At 43.0% G+C, this 15,991-nt stretch carries 17 protein-coding genes and 1 pseudogene; 14 read left to right on the forward strand and 4 right to left on the reverse strand.

The genetic code is table 11. The annotated features are described in order from the left end of the window. The first annotated feature begins 209 nt into the window (after positions 1-209). Positions 210-1,082, forward strand: a complete 873-nt coding sequence (locus FCL46_RS08830; RefSeq protein WP_136806120.1) for a PfkB family carbohydrate kinase — start codon at positions 210-212, stop codon at positions 1,080-1,082. Between the two features lie 53 nt (positions 1,083-1,135). On the opposite strand, the gene FCL46_RS08835 is transcribed toward FCL46_RS08830, so the two are convergent. Continuing rightward, positions 1,136-1,705, reverse strand: coding sequence for a lipid-binding SYLF domain-containing protein (locus tag FCL46_RS08835; RefSeq protein ID WP_217909593.1), 570 nt, complete (start codon positions 1,703-1,705; stop codon positions 1,136-1,138). Between the two features lie 187 nt (positions 1,706-1,892). On the opposite strand from FCL46_RS08835, the gene FCL46_RS08840 reads away from it, so the two are divergent. Beyond that, complete coding sequence (locus tag FCL46_RS08840; RefSeq protein WP_136806121.1) at positions 1,893-2,600, forward strand: N-acyl homoserine lactonase family protein; 708 nt, start codon at positions 1,893-1,895, stop codon at positions 2,598-2,600. Between the two features lie 193 nt (positions 2,601-2,793). Continuing rightward, positions 2,794-4,974: a glycosyltransferase gene (locus tag FCL46_RS08845; RefSeq protein WP_136806122.1), complete on the forward strand. Its 2,181-nt coding sequence runs from the start codon at positions 2,794-2,796 to the stop codon at positions 4,972-4,974. A gap of 56 nt (positions 4,975-5,030) precedes the next feature. On the opposite strand, the gene FCL46_RS08850 is transcribed toward FCL46_RS08845, so the two are convergent. The 3 genes from FCL46_RS08850 to FCL46_RS08860 form a co-directional block, all read right to left on the reverse strand. Continuing rightward, entirely contained in the window at positions 5,031-6,410 is a 1,380-nt protein-coding gene (locus tag FCL46_RS08850; RefSeq protein ID WP_136806123.1) for a class II fumarate hydratase, read from the reverse strand. Next, a complete protein-coding gene (locus FCL46_RS08855) occupies positions 6,407-6,895 on the reverse strand; it encodes a MarR family winged helix-turn-helix transcriptional regulator (RefSeq protein ID WP_136806124.1) in 489 nt (162 codons plus the stop codon). The genes FCL46_RS08850 and FCL46_RS08855 overlap by 4 nt, the downstream gene beginning before the upstream one ends. A 268-nt stretch (positions 6,896-7,163) precedes the next feature. After that, positions 7,164-7,538 carry a desulfoferrodoxin gene (locus tag FCL46_RS08860; protein ID WP_136806125.1) on the reverse strand — a complete coding sequence of 125 codons (375 nt, stop codon included), beginning with the start codon at positions 7,536-7,538 and terminating at the stop codon, positions 7,164-7,166. Between the two features lie 257 nt (positions 7,539-7,795). On the opposite strand from FCL46_RS08860, the gene FCL46_RS08865 reads away from it, so the two are divergent. The 11 genes and pseudogenes from FCL46_RS08865 to FCL46_RS08915 all read left to right on the forward strand — a co-directional run. Beyond that, positions 7,796-8,899 carry an NAD(P)/FAD-dependent oxidoreductase gene (locus tag FCL46_RS08865; protein WP_136806126.1) on the forward strand — a complete coding sequence of 368 codons (1,104 nt, stop codon included), beginning with the start codon at positions 7,796-7,798 and terminating at the stop codon, positions 8,897-8,899. A 260-nt stretch (positions 8,900-9,159) separates the two neighbouring features. Then, the gene (locus tag FCL46_RS08870; RefSeq protein ID WP_136806127.1) at positions 9,160-9,699 is read left to right on the forward strand and encodes a DOMON domain-containing protein; all 540 of its coding nucleotides are present in this window, start codon (positions 9,160-9,162) and stop codon (positions 9,697-9,699) included. A gap of 27 nt (positions 9,700-9,726) precedes the next feature. Then, on the forward strand, positions 9,727-10,602 hold the full coding sequence (locus FCL46_RS08875; RefSeq protein ID WP_167505785.1) for an SCO family protein: 876 nt from the start codon (positions 9,727-9,729) through the stop codon (positions 10,600-10,602). Then, positions 10,599-12,230: a cytochrome c oxidase subunit I gene (locus tag FCL46_RS08880; protein WP_136806129.1), complete on the forward strand. Its 1,632-nt coding sequence runs from the start codon at positions 10,599-10,601 to the stop codon at positions 12,228-12,230. Before FCL46_RS08875 ends, FCL46_RS08880 begins: the two co-directional genes overlap by 4 nt. 10 nt (positions 12,231-12,240) lie before the next feature. Further along, a complete protein-coding gene (locus tag FCL46_RS08885; protein ID WP_136806130.1) occupies positions 12,241-12,837 on the forward strand; it encodes a cytochrome c oxidase subunit 3 family protein in 597 nt (198 codons plus the stop codon). Positions 12,838-12,864: 27 nt separating this feature from the next. Continuing rightward, positions 12,865-13,152 carry a cytochrome C oxidase subunit IV family protein gene (locus FCL46_RS08890; protein ID WP_136806131.1) on the forward strand — a complete coding sequence of 96 codons (288 nt, stop codon included), beginning with the start codon at positions 12,865-12,867 and terminating at the stop codon, positions 13,150-13,152. A 15-nt stretch (positions 13,153-13,167) separates the two neighbouring features. Next, complete coding sequence (coxB, locus tag FCL46_RS08895) at positions 13,168-13,764, forward strand: cytochrome c oxidase subunit II (protein WP_136806132.1); 597 nt, start codon at positions 13,168-13,170, stop codon at positions 13,762-13,764. Next, positions 13,757-14,662 carry a UbiA family prenyltransferase gene (locus FCL46_RS08900; RefSeq protein WP_136806133.1) on the forward strand — a complete coding sequence of 302 codons (906 nt, stop codon included), beginning with the start codon at positions 13,757-13,759 and terminating at the stop codon, positions 14,660-14,662. Before coxB ends, FCL46_RS08900 begins: the two co-directional genes overlap by 8 nt. A 167-nt stretch (positions 14,663-14,829) precedes the next feature. Further along, positions 14,830-14,979: a hypothetical protein gene (locus FCL46_RS08905; RefSeq protein WP_167505786.1), complete on the forward strand. Its 150-nt coding sequence runs from the start codon at positions 14,830-14,832 to the stop codon at positions 14,977-14,979. Positions 14,980-15,058: 79 nt separating this feature from the next. After that, complete coding sequence (locus FCL46_RS08910) at positions 15,059-15,568, forward strand: ferritin (RefSeq protein ID WP_136806134.1); 510 nt, start codon at positions 15,059-15,061, stop codon at positions 15,566-15,568. A gap of 126 nt (positions 15,569-15,694) precedes the next feature. Further along, a pseudogene (locus FCL46_RS08915) lies at positions 15,695-15,985 on the forward strand (ArsC family (seleno)protein); the annotation flags it as partial. Positions 15,986-15,991: the final 6 nt, after the last annotated feature.

A 15,991-nucleotide genomic window follows, 5' to 3' on the forward strand; every position in this document is an offset into this window, starting at 1 on the left:
TGGAGCCTGACAATTAAATGGGGTTTCGAGAGAATTGTATGTAAAAAGCGATGGCGATACCAGAAAAACATGCTATTCATCTCCAATATTCGCTGAATTGCATGTGCTGAGATACTCTTGCATGAGCAGCAGTGAGGCACTTGTTGTCTGACAGGGAAACTGTTGATCAAACTAACTACCAGATAATAAATGACAATTAAGGAGGGGGGATGGCAACAGGACTGTTTCTGGGATTGACCACAGTGGATATTCTCAATTACGTAAGCCATTATCCATCAAGCAATGAAAAATTGCGAGCGGATCAGCAGCTGATCTTTGCCGGCGGACCTGCAGCGAATGCCGCTGTTGCCTATTCTGCATTTTCTGGTGATGTAAGCCTGATTACCGGATTAGGAAAACAGCCGCTTGCAACCCTTGCAGTTGCTGATCTTTTGAGAAATAATATAAAGATTGTTGATTTAACAGATGATGATTGCAAGTTACCTGTCTTGTCCGCAATTACTGTAGACACCAGCACCGGAGACAGGAGTGTGGTTTACACAAACACCACAAATCGAGGACTGGTCTGGCCGGGAGAACCTGCTGATTACCTGGCATATGTATCGGTTCTGATGCTTGACGGATATTATCTGAAACACGCCTGCGATCTTGCAGAATTAGCCCAAAGGAACAATATTCCGGTTATTCTTGATGGTGGGAGCTGGAAAGAGGGGCTTGATCGTTTACTTCCACATGTCGACTATGCCATCTGTTCTGAAAACTTTATTCCCCCAGGTTGTGATGGAAAACGCTCAGTTGCTGATTTTCTCAGCAATGCTGGTGTCGGTAATGTGTGCATTAGCAGAGGGGCACAGAAGATGTTGGCCTGGAGCAAAGGGCAATATGAAGAGGTCAGTGTTGAACCTGTCGAGGTAGCAGACACCTTAGGTGCGGGTGATATCCTGCACGGTGCATTCTGTCACTTTATTCAAAAGAACGACTTTTTTACAAGCCTCAAGCTGGCATCGGTAGTTGCCACCTGTTCATGTAAATACAGAGGAACCAGAAAATGGATTGAACACTATCGAAATACGGACAGATAATGTTCAATTTCTCATTATTTCATGCGATTATATAGTGAGAGGTAAATGCGTCTTTAATGACGAAGGCGTGTGAATTTCGTACCTTCAAGGGTGAGATTGTACATAAACCCTTCGTCATCAAAAGCAAAAGCGACAACAGGTGAATGAATTTCAATTGTGTTGATATCTTCACCAATTCCCCAATCTGCAATTGTGATTGAGCCGTCTACCCCTGCTTTCCAGCCGTCGCTGTGCTGAAAACTCCACAAAGCCGCTTTATCGAGAAAAACAAAGACAATTGATTTGCGTTGTGCTCCAAACTGAAAGCCAAATGACGCACCGGCTGTAGAGTAATAGTCAGCAGTTCTGCCTTCAACCCTGAGGATGCCTTCCCCATATTCACCTCCAAAACCTACTCCAGCCTTGATAACAGAGGGAAAAACTAAAACGCCTTCACTCTTTTCCAGAAAGGTATCGCCTCCAATAATGGTTCGTTCAAAGCTTTCTAACGTTTCATCTACTTGAATCGATAACGTATTCATGGATTGCAGGTGACGGGTTGAGCAACCTGGCGTAAGGAGAATGAAAAACAATATAGCCATTACTGAAACAAAAAGTGAAGGCTGCTTATACCTGTCGTACATCGAAATCTCTCCAGAAGATTGGATTATCCGTAAATTATGTGTATATATCTATATCTACTACAACCGTAGTCTTGTATAGTAGAGGTGAAATGGCAAGAAAAATCTCATTCTATAGATTGAGGTTCATGTTCTAAGTATAAGAATATTATTGCGATCGCAGATGAATTTCTATCAGTGAGGAGTAGCTATGACCTATTCGATAACACCGTTATTGACCGGAGTGAGGAATCCTGATCAGGGGATAATGACATACCAGCAAGGCTACGGAAAACGTATATGGCTTCCTGTTTGGGCTTTTTTACTACAAGGAGATGATCACAATATCCTTGTAGATACAGGCCTGGATGAAAACGAGTTGTTCACTCCTGCAGGATTTACTGAAGAAACAGGGCTTGTACCCAAAACACTTGAAGAAAATTTAGCAGACAACGGGCTGACTCTTGATGAGATTGACCTGGTCATCAACACCCATCTTCATGACGATCACTGTGGTAATAATTTGCTACTGACGAAAGCAAAATTTTACGCTCATAGTGAAGAAATACAATTCTGTAATAATCCTCATCCGATTGATCACAGGTATGATAACTACTTTATTGAAGGGATTGAGTTTAATCAGGTATCCGAGGATGCCGAGATTGTGCCTGGAGTAGAGGTGATGCACTCTCCTGGTCATTCTGTAGGCTGTTTATCTGTTAAGGTGGAAACAGCAGAAGGAGAAGCAATTATTACAGGATTTTGCTGTAATAAAGAGAATTTTCCGGCCAATGGCCCTGCTGTATGCCCGGGAGTTCATCTTGACGCTGTAGCAGCATGGGAATCTATTCAGAAAGTGAAGCAAACCGATTCGATAATTGTCCCAATGCATGAACTCAGTCTTAAGAAAATCGGTTGACGCTTTCCCGGTTTAATCGATATTCGTTGTGATATTAATTGTGTTCGGGATAATGAAGGGTGAAATGGTGTAAAACTGAATAATCACTGTAATTCTTAGAGCTAGGCATGATAGAATAAAAGCAGGTCTGTCAGTGTTAAGCGGTATTCATTTGACGAAAAGATTGATTCAAGAATCAAAAGGTGAACCGTAAATGCATGCTGTTTCCATCATTGTCCCGACGCTTAATGAAGCCGCTAATGTCGATATACTACTAAACCGAATATTTTCAATTGAAGCACTTCAATCGTACGACCTCGAAATAATATTCTCTGATGGCTCTTCAACAGATGCTACCTGTGAACGCGTAGCGAAATGGTTTCATACAGGGAAAGTCCGTCTGGTCCATAACGCTCTAAATGAAGGACTTGCAGCGGCTGTAATTAAAGCTGTGGAAGTTGCTTCCGGCGAATATCTTGTAGTTATAGATGCTGACCTGAGTCATCCTCCTGAAGTCATACCTGATTTACTTGAACCGCTTGTTGCTGATGAATGTGATATGGTTATCGGAAGCCGCTACGTTAGTGGTGGTAATACCCCCGATTGGCCGACAAGTAGAAAATTATCTTCTATTCTTGCGACCCTTCCGGCAAGAGTGTTTACCGATGTTAAGGATCCGCTAGCTGGATTTATAGCTCTTCGGCGTGAACGTTTAGCCTCAATAAAAGATAAGGTGTATGGTTTTAAAATAGGGCTTGAGCTACTCGCAACAGCGGAAAAAACAATGCGTGTAAAAGAGGTGCCTATTGTCTTCAGGGACAGGCAGTACGGATCCTCGAAAATGGAAGCAAAGGTGATTGTAGATTATGTTCATCAGTTACTGATCCTTGCTGGAATTTATCTTCTGCCCGGTGGGTCTGCAACTCTCTGTAAAATTCTTTTAACTACCTTTTTTATCGACACGGCAGTTTTGACGTTTGGTCTCGAACACGGTTGGGGGCTCGGGGTGAGTCAGAGTGCCGGGTATATTCTTGCCTCATTGGTGGCAGGGACGTGGGCAATACGAAATGTACATAATACCTATGGTGCAGCTCAACAGAACAGGATTTCTCCAAGTCATGTTTTCGGCTGGTGTTGGGTAACGTTACTGGTCGTTTTTCTCCGCACAGGACTGGCAAGCCCCTTTCTATCTAATGACCATGGGTTATCTTCAGTTGCTGTTGGTGCTGTTAGCGCATTCGGATTAATTTTCGGGTATATATGTGTTACTTTTTTTGTACTATCCATCGGTCGTAAGCGAATTTGCGGCCAGCTGGTACATCGATTTTACGGTATTGGGATAATCGCCTACCTGATTGTTCTCCGGCTGGTTTATAGTGCTGGTCTGAGTCTGCTGCCTGAAGAGCAATACTACTGGTCGCTTATTCAATCATCGGATTCGTTACTGGATGCGATGAGGCTGCCATTTCCTGCAGTCGTTGCAATGATGTTTCATGCGGTTTTTGATGGATCCGTCTTTGGTTTCCGCTTAGGAATCTGGGGGCTCTGGTTTGTCTCTGCAGTGTGTGTGTTTAATTATGCAAGGGATGTGTATGATAGGTCTATTGCATTCAAAGCGATTCTTCTTTACTCAATCCTGCCTTTTTTCTTTGGTACCGGGCTTTATGTCAGCAATGATGCTGTATTGACCATGTTCTGGTGCGGTTCTGTCTATATACTTTACAGGGCTCTGGTAGGTACAATTTTTTCAGCCTGGATCTGGGCTGGACTTGTCCTCGGTTTCGGCATTCAGGTCTCAGGAATTGTTCTGCTGCTTATTCCCGGAATTATTATATTTATTGCAGGAATAGAAGACAGGGCTAAATTAGTTTCCGATAATAGGCCATATCTTGCTCTGGCGTGTATAGCATTGACTCTTACCCCAACGCTTCTGGTTGGTACAGGTAATGCTGCTGCGGCAGGAGAACCACTTGCAACCTGGATAGAATCGTTGTTTTGTGGTTCATTGCCCTCCGCCTTAAATCTCGCAGTAATTCTCTTAACCCCGACAGGACTTTTGGCTGGCGTATATGCGTGTATACAATGGGGGCAGATGAATACGAATATACTAGCAGGGACTGGACAGTTTCCCACCCAAAACAGACGCTTTCTTATAGGGATGTTCTTAGTCCCGATGTTCATTGCTCTGTTGCCTGGTGTGCCTGGCAAGACAGGTCTATATGCAGGAGGTGTCGTATGGGTGGCACTTATTCCATCGATGGCAATACATCTCTGGGATGATGGGATAATGAAATCAAGCAGTATACGTAAAGTGTTGCATATGCTCTGGTGGCCAACAATAGTGATTCTTGTCACATATTATGGTGCCATGTTGCAATTACAAGCACTTCGATAGCATTTGAATAGAAAGGATTTCCTCAACTTTTAATAGGTCGCAAAGAGCAATAGAGGTTATTCGTTTCCCCTGGCCATCTTTTTAGGATTGAGTAGTTCCATCAAACGTCTCTCATCAATATCAGTATGTTCCCTGGCTACGTCCAGAACTGATCTGTTTTCAGATGCGGCGATTTTTGCTATTTCAGCGGCACGAAGATACCCTATTTCAGGGTTTAATGCAGTGACCAGGATAGGGTTTTTCATTAGCGTTGAACCACACCGTTCTACATCAACTTTTAACCCCAGTATTGCCTTGTCAGCAAGAGTTTTGCAGGCTCCGGCCATGATAGAAATAGATTCCAGCAGGTTGGCAGCAATCAGTGGCAGCATGGTATTGAGCTGAAAGTTACCGGATTGTGCAGCGAAGGTGATGGCAGTATCGTAACCAGCGACCTGCGACGCTGCCATACAAACTGCTTCGGGTATTACTGGATTAACCTTGGCAGGCATGATTGATGATCCGGGTTGGAGAGCTGGGAGTTGTATCTCACCAATGCCGGAAAGAGGACCTGAGTTCATCCAGCGAAGATCGTTGGCAATTTTAAAGAGAGACATTGCCAGGTTTTTGAGGTGGCCTGAGAGCTCAAGCGCGGTGTCCATACTGCTTAACCCTTTGTAGCGTGAAAGGGCTGCGGAAAATTGTATTCCGGTTCTTTTGCTGATGTTATCAATAGCCTTTCCCGGGAAATCAGGATGACAGTTTACTCCACTTCCGATAGCAGTTCCTCCAAGCGGAAGGCGAACCAGGCGTGACGAGCAACTCTCAATGCGCTCGATACCTTCTTCAAGTTGAACCGCCCATGCCTCAAACTCATTATATACGCTGATTGGCAGAGCGTCCATCAGGTGAGTTCTGCCTGTTTTAATAACATCTTTATACTCATTGCCTTTTTTTCGTATTGCAAGAACAAGGTGGTTCACAGCAGGCAACAGTGTACCGGCAAGCTCAATTACAGAAGAAAGGTGAATAGCGGTGGGGATTACGTCATTGCTGCTTTGGCCTAGATTGACATGATCATTAGGGCTGAGTGTTACCCCATTGAGTTCTGCCATCCTGGCAATGACCTCATTGACGTTCATGTTTGTGCTGGTACCCGAACCTGTTTGGTAAACAGAAACCGGAAAGTGCGCAGCCTGTTCCTCTTCAAGAAGCGTTGTGCAAATATCACAGATCGACTTGGCGTGATCTTCAGATAACAGACCGAGCTGCATATTTATTTCCGCAGCAACCTGCTTTATAAGAATCACAGAGGCTATGAATTTCCAGGGCATCGGGGTCTGAGATATTAGGAAATTATCGATTGCTCTCTGGGTCTGTGGGCCGTAGAGAGCATTGGATGGCAGGGTGACTGCGCCCATACTGTCATTTTCGACCCTGGTATCTGTGTTTTTCATTCTTTTTCTCCTTGCCTGCGCGAAGGTGTTATGAGTGTGCCAGTATTGCCCAACGATAATTTTTTCAGCAGGATACCGAGGTGTTCTTGTTCTTCCAGAGTTAACTCAGACATACGTTCTATGATGTGGTGCTGGTGGACAGGAACGAGATCTTTAATAAGATTCTCACCTTCCTCTGTCAGAGCTACAGAATAAAAGCGCCGGTCATCACTCACCCTGTTGCGGGCAACAAGGCCGCGTTTTTCTAAATTGCAGATGACTGTGGTGATGTTACCGGCAGTTTTCAGGATTTTCTGGGCGAGATCTTTTTGACAAAGCGGACCAAGATGATACAGGGCTTCAAGGATACCGTACTGACTGACCGTTAAGCCCCTGTTACCAAGATGCCTGTGTACATCATTAGCGACGCTCTCAGAACATCGCAAAAGTTTCATAAATGTACTTAACGCAGTGGATTCGAGTGATTTACCCTGTTTTTTTGCCATATAGTCTCATTTTACCTAGGTGGTTTAATCTTAAACTATGTAGGCCGAGGAGGGCTGTCAAGAATCGCAAGTACGGAAAAGTAATAATCTCCTAACTCAAATGATTAAGAAAAACAGCTGAGAGCGATATTTAAAATATATCAGAATGTGCGGAAGCTTGTGATAGGTAATCAGAGGCGCGAAATAGCCTTTTAAAGAGAAGGCGGATATGCCTGAAATAGCATATCCGCTATTGGTGTGTTCGTTGCTTACCTGGTATAGATGGTAATTATGCTTTCCAGAGACCATGCAGATTGCAATAGGCACGACAGGTGACAGTAGCTGCCTCAACAGGGAAAAAGGCAGCAGGCTTGTCGCCGGCTTTTAGAAACTGACGATAGACTGTTTCTCCATCAGCCAATTCAATCCACTCGATAAAATGATCTGCGGTCATCGGATGGTCAACCGAACCAACGTTAACTTGCCATCCACCGTCTTTTTTCTCAAGCGCTGGTACATGTTTTTCAACAGCTGCGTCAGTTGTGTTTTCTGACATTTTCACCATTGCTGCCCCGCAGCATGTGAGCTCTCCACCACCAGCAGTAAGTACTTCAACAATATTGCCACAAATATTACATTTGTATACTTCCATCTTGTTTGGCATAAGAATCCTCCGATTGGTATGTGACTAAGGAATAAATAATTGATGAGACACAGAATAGTATACCGCATAGAAGGGCGCTGTCCAGAGGAAAAAATAGACATGCCACGATAATAATAAATTGTAGGAAAATGACAGAATACGTTCTACTTTGTCGTATAAACAAAAGAAAAAATAGTTATCATCTCTTCTTGGACGCTATAGATTGTGATAAGCTGATAGAAATTTGCATTCAAATTCAATTGCGCGTTAGGTAACGTATGGGAAAACATCTTGTGCTGGCTGGAGCCGGCCATGCTCACATGGTCACTTTACAGAACTTGAAAAGCATTCTGGACCGTGGGCATACAATTACAGTTATAGGCCCTTCAGCTGTTCATTACTACTCAGGCATGGGGCCGGGAATGTTGGGAGGAACCTACACGCCAGAGGATATTCGTTTTGATAGCAGGGCGGATGTTGAACGACAGGGTGCCAGCTTTATCGAGGATAGTGTAGAGCTGATAGATCCACAGGCAAGGGTTGTGACGCTCTCCTCCGGGAAGAGCGTAGAGTACGATGTGCTGTCATGCAACCTGGGTAGTTCGACTGATCACAGGTATTCATCCAGCAGTACGTGTATGGTGTTTACTGTAAAGCCTATTGAGAAACTTTTTGAGGCCAGAAACTATCTCATCAAACATGGCAAAAGCAGGTCTCTGCGTATTGCCATCATCGGAGGAGGCCCTTCAGCAGTCGAACTGGCTGGTAACCTGCAGCAACTTTCTTGCTCTGAGGGGTTGAATCAGCCTGAGGTGAGTATTTACTGTCGCAGTAGACTGATGAACCGATTTGATGCCAAGGTTAGAAATTGCTGCAACAATTATCTGAAAAAGCAGGGTGTTAATATTGTCGAAGGTGTATCGGTAGAATCTGCAGAGGGTGGTGTAATAAAAACAGCTTGTGGAAAAACACGTGTTGCTGATGTTATTTTTATCGCTTCAGGAATACATCCTTCATCAGTTTTTTCCAAATCAGGTTTTACTGTTGGTCCAGATGGAGGTCTTCCGGTCAATAGATATCTACAAAGCATTCATCACCCTGAAATTTTTGGTGGTGGAGACTGTATTTATTTTGAACAGGAACCGCTTGATAAAGTAGGTGTGTATGCGGTGAGACAGAATCCTGTTCTTTATCATAATCTTATTGCTGCACTTGAAGGGGATTCACTGCAGGAATTCGTTCCGGGTGGCGGTTATCTTCTTATTTTTAATTTAGGTAATGGCTACGGAGTGTTGCAAAAAGGTTTTCTTTTCACTAAGGGACGATTTGCTTTCTTTCTAAAAGATTATATCGATAGGAAATTTATTAAGAAATTTCAATGACTGGTAGTGTTTTTAAGTACTTTTTTTTCACGTATTGTAAAGAAATTGATTGCTCGCTCGTGTGTGTTTTAATGAAGTAGTTGCGTAACGAGAACAGGAATGTCTGGCGGAAGAACAGAATCTTGGCAGGCTCTTTAGATAGGGGGGCGTGCGAAGTTGTTGAAAATTCCACAAAAATTATTTGACATTCAGTGCTAATTGTTTGATTGTTTTTGATAACAACAGCATATATCCATAAGAAAAACTAAGGAGGGTTGGTAATGCTACAAAGAATGATTCAATCTGTTGCTATAGGATGCTTTCTGGTATTTGGAGTTGCCTCTCAGGGTATTGCAGCGGATTACGACCATACAGTCGAAGCAAAAAAAATGACATTTTCCTGGAAAATCGACGGGGAAAATCTGGCCGGTAAACTGACAGCTGAAACTGATGGGTGGGTAGGTGTCGGCTTTAACCCTTCAGAGAAAATGAAAGATGCCAACTATGTGATCGGCTATGTGAAGAAGGGTGTGGTTACTATTGTAGACGAGTTTGGAACCACAAGCACCGGTCATAAAAATGATACAAAACTCGGTGGAACTGAAGACGTTAAGGTGGTCGGAGGTTCAGAAGAGGGCGGAATCACAACAATTGAATTCTCTATCCCTTTGAAATCTGAAGATAAAAACGATGGCAACATTGATGTTACCGCTGATACTACTGTGTTGCTTGCTTATGGTGCAGGTCGTGACAGCTTAAAGAGTAAACATAAGTTTCGCACTACCATGACAATCAATCTCGGTACCGGAGAAGTTAAGTAATTTAAACAGCGAGGGCGGATTATGTATATGAGGCGTGCTTTACAACGAGTCTCTGCAATACTGCTCTCGCTATTGCTTTATCCAGTTGCGGGTATGGCTCAGGAGGAGCAGGATGCTGTAACTCCTGATACGATCCTTTTGTCTGCAAATCAGAATGTTGACCGGGAATGGGTAACAGAAAAAAACGGGGAATTCATCCCTCTTGATACGCAATTTGTAGATGAAAACGGTAAAGAAATAACGCTCAGATCGTTTATTGACAGGCCGACGCTTATTCTTCCGATCTATTTCTATTGTCCAAGTGCCTGCAGTAAAAATCTAGCTAACATGGCTGTTGTAATGAATCGTCTGAGTTTTGATCCGGGTAAAGATTACCGGGCAATTGCTCTGAGTTTCAGTGACACAGAGACCGCTGATAATGCTCATAGGGCAAAACAGAATTATCTAAAACTTGTATACGATGGTTTTCCTGAAAATGAATGGAAATTCCTGACCGGAACAAAAGAGTCAATTGCTGCAGTTACCGATGCATTGGGCTACAGGTTCAAGAGGATGCCTGACCAGACCTTTATTCATCCTTCAACAATTATCGCTGTTGATAAAGACGGTAAAATAATCCGTTACGTCTATGGTTCATTTGTTTCCGGTGATGTGGATATGGCAATATCCAATGCAAAATCAGGGATTCCTGCGTTGTCGGTGAAACGTTTTCTCGAGTTTTGCCTGGACTATGATCCTGACAAGAATAAAGCAGTTTTCCAATATGTAAAAGTTGCTGTACTGGTTTTTTTTACAATTGGTGTTGGAGTGTTCTTTCTCCTGTTTGGCAGGAAACGAAGGAATAGCAGACATCGTGACCATGATAAATTCAAGAGCAGTAATGAACAGGAAGAGACACCATGACAGAATCCACCTCATTTTATGATACGCCTTCCCCGGCACATTTGACGGGCATAAAGGCGTGGTTGCTGACGCATGACCACAAGCGGCTGGGACTCATGTACATGTGGGCGGTACTATTCTGGTTCAGCCTGGCTATGATTGTCGGCCTGATTATCAGGACTGAACTGATGGCTCAGGGTAGAACACTGATGGGACCTGAGATGTATAATGCCATGTTTACCCTGCATGGTGTAATTATGATTTTCTTATTCATTATTCCGGCTATTCCAGCAATATTCGGAAACTTTTTTCTGCCAATTCAGCTGGGAACTGATGATGTGTTTTTCCCTCGCCTGAATCTTTTTTCCTGGTATCTGTATATGTTCGGCGGAGTGCTCGCAGTTGTATCTCTGTTTACAGGGCAGGGGTTTGCGGATACCGGCTGGACATTTTATGTACCTTTTAGTGTCTCCACAGAAAGTAATGTTTCCATGACGGTAAGTGCAGCTTTTATTTTAGGTATGTCATCCATGCTGACCGGCTTGAATTTTGTCACCACTGTTCACAGGATGCGTGATAAGAAAATGGGCTGGATGCAGATCCCCCTATTTACGTGGTCTCTCTATGCGACTGCCTGGGTACAGATTCTGGCGACACCGGTTGTATCAATCACGCTCGTTCTGGTTGTGATTGAAAGATTTTTGTCTGTTGGGCTGTTTGACCCCGATAAGGGCGGTGACCCTATTCTTTACCAGCATTTGTTCTGGATGTATTCACACCCCGCTGTATACATAATGATCCTCCCTGGGATGGGAGTAATATCTGAAATTATTCCTGTGTATTCCAGGAAGGCAATTTTTGGCTACAAGGCAATTGCAGCTTCATCTATGGCTATTGCAATTGCAGGTTCTCTCGTTTGGGCTCATCACATGTACACGAGTGGAATGAGTGATGTTTCTATATTCGTTTTCTCGTTGTTGACATTTCTTGTTGCTGTCCCTTCTGCTATTAAGGTTTTTTCCTGGGTGTCGACCATGTACAAGGGCTCAATTGAAATGAGTCCGCCATTGCTGCTCGCACTCATGTTTATTTTTCTGTTTAGCGTTGGTGGTCTTACAGGCCTTGTGCTTGGTGCGGCCGGTCCCGATATACACGTTCATGATACCTATTTTGTTGTTGCCCATTTTCATTTTGTAATGTTTGGAGGAACCGGTTTTGCCTTCTTTGCAGCGCTTCATTACTGGTGGCCGAAGATGTTTGGCATTATGTACAACTTTAATAAGGCGTATGTCGGTGCTGTTCTTGCCTGCGTAGGTTTTCTTTTTCATTATATTCCAATGTTTATCCTCGGATTGCAGGGGATGCCGAGACGGTATTACGACTATCTGCCTCAGTATGAAAGCGGAAACTTCTCTGCCGGAATCGGTGGCTATGTAATGGTGCTTGGTGTTGCAATAATGTTTTACAATCTGCTGATGAGTTTCAGAGAACGCGTTCGTGCACCGATGGACCCCTGGGGTGGGCCGACACTCGAATGGTCAGTACCATCACCTCCTCCGGTTTTAAACTTTTTAGAGAAACCCGTTATTAAGGAATACCCGTACGATTTTAAAGATATTATTGCACGATCAGATCAACAATCCAGGTAAGGACTCGTCAATGTCAACCAGATTTGATTCGACAGGCATAAAAATAGGGATGTGGATATTTCTCTACTCAGAGATCATCCTCTTTGGCGGACTATTTGTCTTATATGCTGTGTATTTTTATACGTTTCCTGAATTCTTTGCAGAGGGTGGGAGGGAACTGGATAGGGTTATAGGTTCGTTGAATACAGTAGTTCTTCTCGTCAGTAGTTTTTCAGTGGCAGCGTCGATTACAGCCATTCAGCAGGGGAAGAAGAAGTTAACGATCGGGTTACTTGTGTTTTCGCTTGGTTGCGGCTTTATTTTCCTTATCAATAAGTACATTGAGTGGGGTGCCAAGTTTCATCATGGTATATATCCAAACTCCGAAAGACTGGTTGATGGTGAGCCTGGTATAAATATATTTTTCGGCCTGTATTACATAATTACCGGGTTGCACGGGTTGCACGTTATAATCGGTATGACTCTTCTGGCAATCAGTCTGGTGCTCGTGGCTAAGAACAAAATTACGGCTGAGAGATTTGCTATGCTCGATAACTCCGGACTGTACTGGCATCTGGTGGATCTCATCTGGATTTTTGTTTTTCCACTTTTCTATCTCGTACTATAGAAATTGATATTACTACTGGAGGTCGTTTTGAGTACAGACGAAAAACATCATATCCTTAGTTATAAAACATTGGCTCTTGTATTGGGGAGTCTTCTAGTCCTGACACTGGTTACAGTAGGTGTTTCGTATTTAGATCTTGGTATTTTTAATGTCCCGGTAGCGCTTACCATAGCTTCTACAAAGGCGACAATTGTTCTGCTGTTTTTTATGCATCTGAAATATGAAGGAAAGGTTATCACCTATTCGTTTATCAGCAGCGTAATCTTTCTTGCAATAATGATAACGTTCACCTTTTGGGATGTGGCTTTTAGGTAATCAACGGAGAAACGTATGAATCCGGGACATGCTGTAGACCAGGCACTCTGGTATATTCTTGGTATATCGGCTGTATTGTTGTTTGGAATAACGGTTGTAATGGTCTATTTTGTTATACGGTATCGGCGTAGTAAGCATCCGGTACCAGCCGATATCAGGGATAATATGCTCCTTGAAATCGTATGGACAGTTATACCGACTCTTATTGCCCTGTCGATGTTTTATATCGGCTGGACTTCATACCTCGGACTTCGTGAGGTACCTGAAGATGCTATTGAAATAGAGGTGTATGGGCAGCAATACTCATGGATCTTTGTGTACGATAACGATAAGGAAACAGAGAATATACTCGTTGTCCCGCAAGGCAAAGCGATAAAATTTAATATTACATCTGTTGATGTTTTACACAGTTTTTATATTCCGGCATATAGGATCAAGGTCGATGCAGTTAAAGGACTTCAGACATATGCCTGGTTTTTTGCCGACGAGGTTGGTGAATATGATGTTATGTGCACGGAGTATTGTGGAACCGACCATTCGGCAATGGTCTCAGTGCTCAAGATAGTTCCTGAAGAAGAATATCTGGAGTGGCTTGAAAGCGAGGATGAATAGACTTTCTGAGGAGGTTGATGAATCTATTGCCGGAGTATGGTCATCTTTCACAGTCGGCTGGCAACTTGCAAAAGTTCCACTGTGTCTGCTGATATCCTGTTCTGCATGTTTTGGTGCGATACTGGCTGGCCGCACCGCACCGTTTGATGTCCTGTACGTCAGCTTGAGTGTATTTCTTCTTGCAATGGGTGGAGCAACCATCAACAGTGCCCAGGAGGCAGTAGTCGATGGTGAAATGAAACGCACAGCTCACCGACCACTCGTTCGACAGGCTGTGTCACGTGAGTTTGCAGTTTGTCTCGCCATTATACTTGTAGGTTTAGCGTTAATCATGCTGTCACAGGTCTATCGACCTGTCGTTTGTGTAAGTCTCGGTATCTCCGCATTGATTTTGTATAATGCAGTCTATACCCCTTTAAAAAAGGAAACGATTTTTGCCATTTTTCCAGGAGCTGTGTGTGGGGCTATTCCACCATTAATTGGATACTTTTCAGCAGCAGGTGCACCGTTTTCCTATACAAGTTTATTACTCTTTATGCTGTTGTTTCTCTGGCAGGTTCCACATTTCTATCTTGTTCTCCTGCGACACAAGGATGATTACCTTCAATCTAACCTCCCGAGTTTTATAAAAACATTGTCTGAAAAAGGGGTAAAGCAGTTAAGTTATGTGTGGATTTGTGGCCTTGCTCTAGTCATGATGCTTTTTTCAGTGACGGGTGGTATCAACCAGGCCGGGTTGAAATATTTAGTCGTATTTAACGCATTATTGTTGGTTGTGATTGCAGGCTATAATTTAGTATTACGTGAGTCTCCGGCATATCGCTCGCTCTTTGTGTGTCTCAATATTATGCTGTTAGTTCATATGATTACTGTGGGCGTTGGCAACTACTATTTGTGATCCTTTCCTGCTGAGAAGTGATTTCCCTCAAATTCATAATTCAGGTATTTATTAGTAGATAAAATCAGTAATGGTAATTATTATTGTAATTATTTGAAAAAATTCCTTATGTCAGGTTCAGGATCCTGCATAATTATCTACTCAATCTGAATGGAAAGGAAATTGTGATGTCGAAAAAACGGTGCTGCCTGAAATTTGAAAAAAAAGGCAAAAAATGTAAAGGTTGTCCAATAATGCAACTTGAAGATATATTTAAGGATAGCTCGAAGGACGATAAGAAAAAGAAAAAGAATAAAAAGAAAGATAAGAAAAAATAATATAGAATAACCTGCTATATACAGTAGTTGCTCACTGTGAGGCGGGAAATTAACCAATCTAATCGGAGGATAGTACCTAATGATTACCCCCAAAATGAGTGACGCCATTAATGCTCAGATTAATGCTGAGATGTTTTCTTCATATCTCTACCTTTCAATGTCTGCCTGGTTCTCAAGAACAGGACTGCCAGGATTTTCCAGCTGGATGCGCGCGCAGGCTAAAGAGGAAGATTTTCACGCTCAGAAGATGTTTGATTATTTGCTGGAACGAGGCGGAAAGGTTGAGTTAGAGGCAATTGATAAACCTGAAATTAACTGGGAGTCTCCTTTAAAAGTGATTGAGGCTGTTGCTGACCATGAAGCAAAAGTTACATCTTTGATAAACGAACTTGTTAATTGCGCTCTTGATGAACGTGATCATGCTTCAAACATATTCTTGCAGTGGTTCGTTTCAGAACAGGTTGAAGAGGAGGCCAGTGTAGGTGAGGTATTGGATCGCATGCGACTGGTGGGTAATGACTCGGCTGGAATGTTTGCTATGGATATGGAAATGAGTAAGCGAGTTTTTATTGAACCGGTTGGAAAATAAGAAGCCTCTTGGATAATATTTCAAAAATGGCTACCGAAAGGTGGCCTTTTTTATTCAGATTGAAAGGAGTTAATAATGCGAATCGATTGGGCGTACATACGAAAAGGTTGAGTTTCCTGTAAGAAAGCCGGGGCGGTTTTCGAGGAAAGCAATATGGAGATTGGCGAAGAAGTAAATGCTGCAAAAAATACTATCACGTCTGATGGGGTCTGGGAAGTGGTGGGAACTGCTGACAAGATCGTTGTGACCAGTGGTAAAAAAATCCTCGAATATAATCCTGTATCTGACGACAAGGATGAAATACTCGCCAAGATTTCAGGTCGAACTGGTAATCTGAGAGCACCAGCTTTACGAATAGGAAATACCTATTATATCGGTTTTAATGAAGCACTGTATCAGCAGATACGTGAGATGTAGTACGTC

This window comes from Desulfosediminicola flagellatus (assembly GCF_005116655.2).
GTDB lineage: Bacteria > Desulfobacterota > Desulfobulbia > Desulfobulbales > Desulfocapsaceae > Desulfopila > Desulfopila flagellata.